Origin of the sequence: Ligilactobacillus murinus DSM 20452 = NBRC 14221, from assembly GCF_001591685.1 — a bacterium.
GTDB lineage: Bacteria > Bacillota > Bacilli > Lactobacillales > Lactobacillaceae > Ligilactobacillus > Ligilactobacillus murinus.
This window is the reverse complement of sequence record NZ_BCVJ01000063.1, coordinates 1-8,399: the sequence shown is the minus strand read 5'-3', so window position 1 is coordinate 8,399 and position 8,399 is coordinate 1. Positions and strand designations below refer to the sequence as shown.

Genomic DNA, 8,399 nt, shown 5'->3' with positions numbered 1-8,399 from the left:
GTGTTTAAGATGAACGACTACCTCTTGGTCAACTGTACTATCTTCATCAAAATTCGCTGGAAGTAGATTTTTACTTACAAGCACATACCCAACCTTCGTATATTCATCAATATAACTTTGATATTCTTGATAAACACTAGCTGGAAGCTCTGCATTCGTATAGCCCGTTGCAAGAGTTCCTTCACTGAGAATTTCACCTAGAGTATCGTCTATAATTTTTACATTTAAAATTTGTATTTCTGGGTAATATAAGACCGTATGCGTCAATTCACTATCTGTACTATCGGCACTCACAGTTTGCTGGATCTCTGAACGGTCTAATTGATAACCCTTGATAGTTGGACTAACTACCACTGGTGCTGTTTGTTCTGGGCTCCAAACCGTGCGAATGACTTTTTTAGTCACTTGATCGATCGTATCGACCGATGTGAAAGTAAAGTCTTTAGAATAGCTTGGAGCAGCTTTTTCACCTTTTTTGACACCAGATTCATAAACATAGTTGATCCTTTGCGTAAGAGTCTTAGAAGAACCAGCTTTTTCTTCTGTACCATGCTTCAGATGAACGACTACTGTTTGATCGACAGTTGGATCATTGTCGTAGTTAGTTGGTAGCTCATCTTGGCTCACAACAACATAACCTCGATCAGTATAACGTTTGATCCATGAGGCATAGCTTGTCTTTATCTCCTCATCGACTGCCGATTCCGAAAGTCCACTTCCTAGCTCCACGTTCTCAACTAAAACTTTTGCACCTGATCCATCGAGATCGCCTTCATCATCAATGATCGTCAAACGTAAATTCTGAAGATCTTTGACATAGTCGATTCGATAAACTTGGATATCCCGATCGACTTCACCATCATTTTCAGTATTATCAAACTTCAGTTTAGCAGCCATTGCCTTATCGATACTACTATAAGTAGTACCATCTGGTGCAATAACAGTGTATCGATAATCTTGCCGCTTAAAGGCTGGCGTCCCATTACCCAAGAGCGTATTGTCCGAAATGAGTGGCGCACCGTCTTCGTCATAAAACATTATCTGCCCACTTTGTCCATCACTGTAGTATGGTGAAACGACCCCAGCTTCATTTACACTCGTTGGGATCTCTTTAGCCGGATCATTTTGACTGATGATGACAGCCTTTTGGAAATTCCCAATGTAGTTGACGATAAAGTTTTGCGTTGCCCCATAACGATCGTTATTATCGTCAAACAACCCATGTGCTTCCAACGCTTCGGCTAGCGTATCATAGTCTGTTCTCCCATTTTTATCGACTAATTCCTTATTGTTACGGTCGACCACCGTGATCTTATATTTATACCCTTTTCTCGCTAATTGTGCATCCGTCAAGTTAAATGTGATCTCTGAAACACCTGTCGGATCTGCTTGGAAATTATTCCCCGTATTTGCTTGTGGATCACCCGTTGCTTCAGCTAGCACTGGACCACTGATACTTCCTTCTAATACTCGAGCACGATCGACTTGGTAAGAACGTGTAACAACTGTCGAGCCATCTGCTTGTAAAACTGTACTAGAGAAATTATTTTGAACAAATTTATACCCCGTGATCGTTGCTGGCGGATCAAGCACCAATGCTTTCCCTGCTTCACCAAAAAGATCATCATTTTCAACCATATATTCATGAGTCTCTGGATCTAAAATAGCTTGTCCACGTACTTCTTTGTAGCCGTTGATCTGGTTACCTGCCTGATCAACGATCCGCAAAGTTGCATAAGTTGCATAGCTATCCGTAACATCCCCTATGACTAACGAAGCTTGCTTCTCATAGCCCCCAACTTGTAGCAATTTGACGCGTTTTGACATATTAGTCTCACTTGTTGGTGAGTACGCATTAAAGTGGTAGAGGATCTGATTTCCTTCACTCAACACTGGAATATACATGACCAGCGCTTTGATCGTTGACCAGTCTGTGACTTGTTGAGCAGTCAATAACTCACTTGGAAGGGCTTGTCCTCTAGTCCATACAGTCCCATTAGCAAAGCTCAACGTTGTCCCATCAGGACTTAATACAACTGGACTAGTTGAATAATAGAGCGTATGTGCATCATTGGCTTCATTATTTGTCGGATCAAAGGCTAGCTCACCTTGTTCACTGATGTTTAGTGTAAATTCTTGCTCAGTTGCATTACTCGAGAGATCATTACTATCTTTTTCACCAACTTGTGGCAAGTTCATGACCGAGATAACACCTTTTAACGGATCAGCTGTGTTATTTACCATTCCCAACTGTAATTTCTGAAGCCCAACTTTTTTACCATCAACTTCATAATAGTCTTTGGTTGGGTAATTCACACCATTGGAACCGAGATCAGCATTTCTTGTCCCTTTGATCAAAGGAGCTGGCCGTACTTCAACTGGCGCAATGATCCGCAAATATGATTTATTTGATCCATCACTTAGCATCATAGTATCGACACTTGTTCCATCAGCAAAAGTGATTTTTGTTTTATAACTTTCTGGGAGAGCAGTCTCACTGAGATCGCCACCTATCTGGACCCAAGTAGTGTTATTAGTACTATCAACATTAGGTTTATAGGCTTTTAGCCCTTCAATTGAAACTCCCTTTTCTTTTAATTGTTGTTCTGTATATAAATCAAGTGTCTTTTTGTTGGCAACATCTTCATAAGCATACAAGGTCTCTTTTGTCTGCGCAGGATCAAAACCATTTAATCCTCGTGGTACAACTCTCATATTGAACTGGATATCCATTTCCGATGAAAGTTCGAAACCAGTTCCTGTCCAATCCAATATATAAACTAATTGCCCATCGAGATTTTGTTTCCGCTTGATTTTTGGTTTAGGAACACTACCTTCTGCATTGAAAACTTGATAAAACCGATTTGTTCCTGTCCAGTTTTCGACTTTCATCTGGTTTGGAACTGTGAGATAAACGATCGGGTCTTTGACTGTCCCAAAAGGAATATCTAAAGCGTGCCCGGGTAGATCGGTCGTAGTTTTATCGGCCTTACCTTGTAAAACACCACCAGCATCAAGATTAGCACTCTCATTTCCTTTATATTTAACTCCATACGTTCTTAGCCCAACTTGATATATATCATTTAGGTTATAAACTGCTTGCTTATTTCCATCGTTATTTGATGATGGAAATTTGATCGGTTCGATCGGTAGTTTTAATTCACCGATCTTCTTTATTTTAAACTGTGTTGGTATATATTTATTAGCCGACTCTACTACAACGTTTGCGATGTACTCAACATTCGCCTGGGCCTTGGTGTTCAGATAGCCTAAAATATTGATATATCCTGTAGTGATATCATTTAAAGTATTGAATTTAGTTACGCTGTAAAATGCGGAGTAAGCACTGGCATAATACTCCTTGTCTGGAGTTACATCATAAGCAGCTATTTTCACCCCTTCAGCTAGTTTCTCTCCTTTAGAGAATGTTCCAAAATGATCGATAAATCCAGTTATCGGATTATAGCTTTCACCAGCTAGTAAACGCTGTGTGATCTTACTGCCATCATCACCTGTGACCACAACTGTATATCCTGGTTGCGCTGGATTATACGATTTAAAATCGGCATAATCATCTGTCACGTTATTCAGTGGCATAACGATCCCCGTACTTGTTATTTCATCTGGGAAATCAAAATGATACGTTGGTTTAAACTCTGTAAGACCGTTAGCCACTACTCCTACGGCATATAACAATGGGGCAGAAGGATCGCCATTTTCTAGTGCAGGTAGTTGACGTTCTAAAACTGCCGGAGTATATATGTTCCCTTCACGCTTGACATTAGAATAGTCACTAGTAACGCTAGGATTATGCATCTGGTATTGATTATCTTTTGAATAAAAGAACGATACAACATAATTTTCGTGTACCGCTGGAATAGTGATACCATTTTTGACTTCCGTAGCATCCTTTGGTAGGACATTTTCACGAAAACCACTAGACTGTTTTGAATATTCTGGATCGTTTAAGGCTTCGTTTGTATCAATGTTTACCTTACCAAAATAGTGCTTTTGTCCGTCTCCTAGATCAAACCACCCTGAGGCAACATCACTTTCTCCATTTGTTTCAGTACTGGTGTAGCGTCCGATAAATGGTATATCTATATATCCTACACCTTTAGTTTGTTGTGCTGGAAGTCCTTTAGTCTCGATCAGTATCGGAGTCCCTTCGCCCCCTGGTTGTGTTACTTTTACACTTCCACCTCTATATTGCTCATTACCTCGATAAGTTGTTTTATTTATATATTCTGTCGTAGCATCAACATCTAGCAGAAAATGTTCTGGTACTGGGACACTATAATTTAGAGTGGCTGTTTTGATCCAAGGAGTCAATGCTCCTACTAAAGGATCAAAATTTGCTTTTATCATATACACATAGTTTGTATCTGTAGTTTTGTTTATCTTACCATTCTGTACCGAGGCATTCGAATCAGTAGTAATATTGGTTCTATAGATCGTTAATACTTTATCAGCAACAAATTTGACTGTAGTATCAGCAGGCGCTTCTTGCCCATTAATGAAGAACTTAAAGATATAATTAGCACCAGGCTTTAAAACATCTGAACTAGCTACAGAATAATATGGTTTATAGTTACCCTCTACCGTCTGGGTCTCCCTAAAAAAAGGGACAGCCGGAATCGTTTGAGTACGAGCAACACTGACATTTTCCGGTGCATCAGTGATCGTCCAGGTAAATAAATAACCACCATCTTTTTGTTCTTTTTTGGGATTTCCTGACGGTCTCATATCATTCGCAGGGTTGGAATACGTATCAGATGCAGTATTTTCTCCTGGGACCACAAGCATTGAGAATGTATCGCCATTTCTCCCCGTATAAGAGATCGTCATCCCTAAACTAGGTTGACCACTTCCAAAAATATCCGAGGTCAATGTGTACTCTGTCGAGTTATCAGCTAATTTCTTTGGCTCACTTAAAATTCCAGCCTGTGTTCCTTTTGTTACAGAGACCATTTTGATCGCACGTTCGATCGAAGCTCCATCAACTTTTGGTTCCACACTAGCTCGTGTGGCTAAAGTCGAAACTGTCTCTTTTGTCGCTTGATCCACTACACGTCTAAACACAGCTCCACCACTCAAGCGATCTGATGCATTTGAAATAACATCAACTTTATCTGAGGTGACTTCTTGTCCTTGGATCTGCGGTGTTTGTTCTTCTTTGCCTGCGTCTTTTTCTGATACCGAAGTCTCAGTCACAGAAGTAGGCACTGTTAAATTCTCAGTCGTAGCTTCAAGTGGTGCTTCTTTTGGCGCGAGCGTCGCAGACGCTTTTGTTTCTTCTACTCTATCGGTTTGTGGCTCTGCTTTTGGTCGTTCTTTAGCTACAGACCCAGTCTGGTCTTGCTTAGGCTCAGTAGTAACTTCAGAATTTGTCAGTTCCGAAGCCACATCAGGGGTTAGTTTTTCTTCAACATGAACTTCTTCTTTTTCTGATGCCTTATTCTCAGTTGTGATTTCTTCTTTTAGTGTCTCACTATTTGTCTTAGGTTCCTCTGACTGAGTAGCTGCGTTTTGAGTGCCATCGGTCGCAACAGCTGTAGTGCTCAGCTCATCAGCGGAAGCATTAGCATTGATAAGGGTCGCCGTGCTGAAAAGTGACATACCAGCAACGACCCACATCTTCTTTTTCTTGTATAATTTATAACGCTTCTTTTCCTCTGTCGTATATTTGAACAAACGAGAATTCGCATTATATCTAATCATATATTGATCATCTCCTTAGTCAAAAAGTCTTGGAAAATTCCCCAAGAAGACCTTACCTGCAAATTCCCCTACTTCTTCTGCATTAGTAAAGGTTGCTTCATCTTGTTGTTTACTCGCTTCAACTGCGAATGCTAATTGCTGTCTACCTTTACGAATATCTTTTTTCTTTAGCTCATCTTCAATAGCTATCCGATACATTTGAGCCACCTCTTATCCGAATAGGCCGATCCGTCGTTCATAAAACGGTGTGAAATTTTTACTAGCTGAACGCCCAACAAGATCTTCGGTCGTTCCGATCAAAACATCTGAACGATATGGCAGTTGGCCTCGGACGCTCACCGCTAACTTACGTGCCACCTGCTCCTCAAATTTTTGCTTTTCTCCAATATATTCCACGATGATCACATACTCATACTCATCATATTCGGGCAATTTGACACCTAGAAGCCACGCCTTCTTAACTGTACGCATCCTTTTTAGGACACTTTTCAATTTATTCTCGATCCTTGCTGCAGGATCTCGTGGCATGATCTTTAACTTGAAATTACGTCCATCACCCAGCTCGATCGGTCGGATCTGCTTTACATAACTCCAATATTCGTTAGATAGTGGAAAATTATGCTCACCTGGATTAACCAAAATACCAGCAACATTGACCCGACGTGCTTGGAACATCAGTTCCTTAGCCGATAGTACCATCGGACGCAATTCGATATTTCTATCCATCTCGCGCAAGAAACTATCCATCCGATCAGGACTGCTAAATACTGGGACATATTCATTACCATCAGCTAAATACGTCATCGTCGCAACATCTAATCTAAGCCCTGGCTTGCGATTGCGAGCAGTGATCGTTTGTTCGCCAACTTGAACTGGGACATAAAATAGCATCGTATACAGTTCACTGACAAATCTCATTTCCAATTCCGAGTCGATCGGTTTGACGATAAAATCGCTGAGCGCCTTTTCAAAACGAGCTTTCTCAAGCGAAATGACTTGCATCCTTTCTTCAGTCTTAGGTGGTAACTTAGGCACCTCAGACTCAATAAACTCTACTTCTGGCATTGATCTCACCACCCCTATCCTATTGTTCGACGATCTCTAGGGCTTCCAATAATTGCTTTTCCTTGGCAATTATTTTTTTCACTGATTCTTGATCTTGTTGCTCAACTGCTGCTAATAACTTTTCAGCTCCGTCACTTACATATCTACCTAAAATAACGGCTGGTGTTAAACCCAACAATTCATCTAAATTCATCTCTTCCATCCTGATTCCCCCCATAAGATCACTTACTTAGTTTTTCAATAGCTACCAATAGTACACTGGCTTTTTTGATCAACTGCTTTCTTTGCAACTGTGACAGTTGATTTTTCTTATCAAACTCGACCAATGCATGAGTAACTTGTTTAAATGCATCACACAGTAATAATGTAGGTTCCAATAATTGCATATTCATCTCTTCCTTTGGTTTTTGTATAAACTCTGTTACCTTCACCTTTTCTACTTTAGATATTTCTTGAACACTAGCTACCTTAGCCGCTTTTTTAGCAGTTTGGGAGTTAACGCTAACCATCTCTGGTTTAGCTTCAACAGGTTGCTCTTGCGCATGCCACCGTTTTTCTAACTCGTCTAGTTGCTCTAAAGTCAGTTTCACTAGATAAACATCACTTGTCGGATCATCAGGCAAGAAATTATCTGGATTGATCACCCTTTTTCCGATCTGGCGCTCATCTCCATGTCCCTCAACATAATAGTAATCTTCACTTCCTTGGATCTTCGGTAGACTTATCATCTTTACCTGATTAGCACGTTCTGAGATCTGAAATGATCTGACCTCTGTGTTTTCTTCATCGATCCCTGACTGGATGATCAGCTTGCCCAATGGTTCGTATATCAGCTCAACTTGCTCGCTTTCTTCTTTCATGACGCCCTCTAACTTTCCACGATAACTAGTTAGAATATACCCGTCTAGCCTAGGCTTATTGACCTGATAAAATTCCCCGATAGGCTTAAAGATCTTCAATGGATCGATTATTTTTTTCCGATCTGCCGTAATAAAATTGATCACAACATAATTTAATGCTGATGTTTCGTTTTCTAGCATCATCTCTTCACCTCCATATACATCGTTCAAAGCTAAAGATCATAATAAAAAATAGACCTATTCACCTCAACTCCCATTATCATTTTATACCCAAAATCACATTATAAAAATATGAAATGCCACTTTTTTTTAATGTATTTTTGCGTTTTTTTTAGTACTTTTACTTTTTTTAATAAAATTCAAGGTAATAGCATCTAAAAAACGCTTACATAAACCACAAATAAGGGTTTTTCAGTCTTAGTACATTTACATTTAATTGTAATAAATACATTTTCTATTTTTAAAATAGTTAACACCCTTTTATCTTTTTATTCTAAAATTATTGTTTTGTTCATAATTTTTTTATTTAAATCTTTAGATATAGTGGTTCTAATAAAAATATAATATCCAATAAAATGAATCTCATGTTCAGAACATAGACTAGATCATCGGAGTATGGACCCTAGTGAATTTTTTGTATAATTAAAAAAACGCTTACAGAGATTGCTGAGACCACACCCAAATTCATGAGTGAAAATCTTGAAAAAGAAATAAGTGTAGATATAGCTAAACCTCAAAAAATTTTGAAACCTG

The 8,399-nt window shown here is 39.4% G+C and carries 5 protein-coding genes; all 5 read right to left on the bottom strand.

The genetic code is table 11. From position 1 onward, the window contains the following. A partial coding sequence (locus tag LMU01S_RS09145; RefSeq protein ID WP_169795909.1) for a mucin-binding protein occupies nucleotides 1-5,721 on the bottom strand: 5,721 nt, incomplete at its 3' end. Between the two features lie 15 nt (nucleotides 5,722-5,736). Further along, a complete protein-coding gene (locus LMU01S_RS09140) occupies nucleotides 5,737-5,919 on the bottom strand; it encodes a hypothetical protein (RefSeq protein ID WP_056959249.1) in 183 nt (60 codons plus the stop codon). Nucleotides 5,920-5,931: 12 nt separating this feature from the next. After that, nucleotides 5,932-6,786 (bottom strand): enhanced serine sensitivity protein SseB C-terminal domain-containing protein, encoded by an 855-nt coding sequence (locus tag LMU01S_RS09135; RefSeq protein WP_056959248.1) that lies wholly within the window; start codon nucleotides 6,784-6,786, stop codon nucleotides 5,932-5,934. Between the two features lie 19 nt (nucleotides 6,787-6,805). Then, nucleotides 6,806-6,988, bottom strand: coding sequence for a hypothetical protein (locus LMU01S_RS09130; RefSeq protein WP_056959247.1), 183 nt, complete (start codon nucleotides 6,986-6,988; stop codon nucleotides 6,806-6,808). 19 nt (nucleotides 6,989-7,007) lie between these two features. After that, entirely contained in the window at nucleotides 7,008-7,829 is an 822-nt protein-coding gene (locus LMU01S_RS09125; RefSeq protein WP_056959246.1) for a MucBP domain-containing protein, read from the bottom strand. Nucleotides 7,830-8,399: the final 570 nt, after the last annotated feature.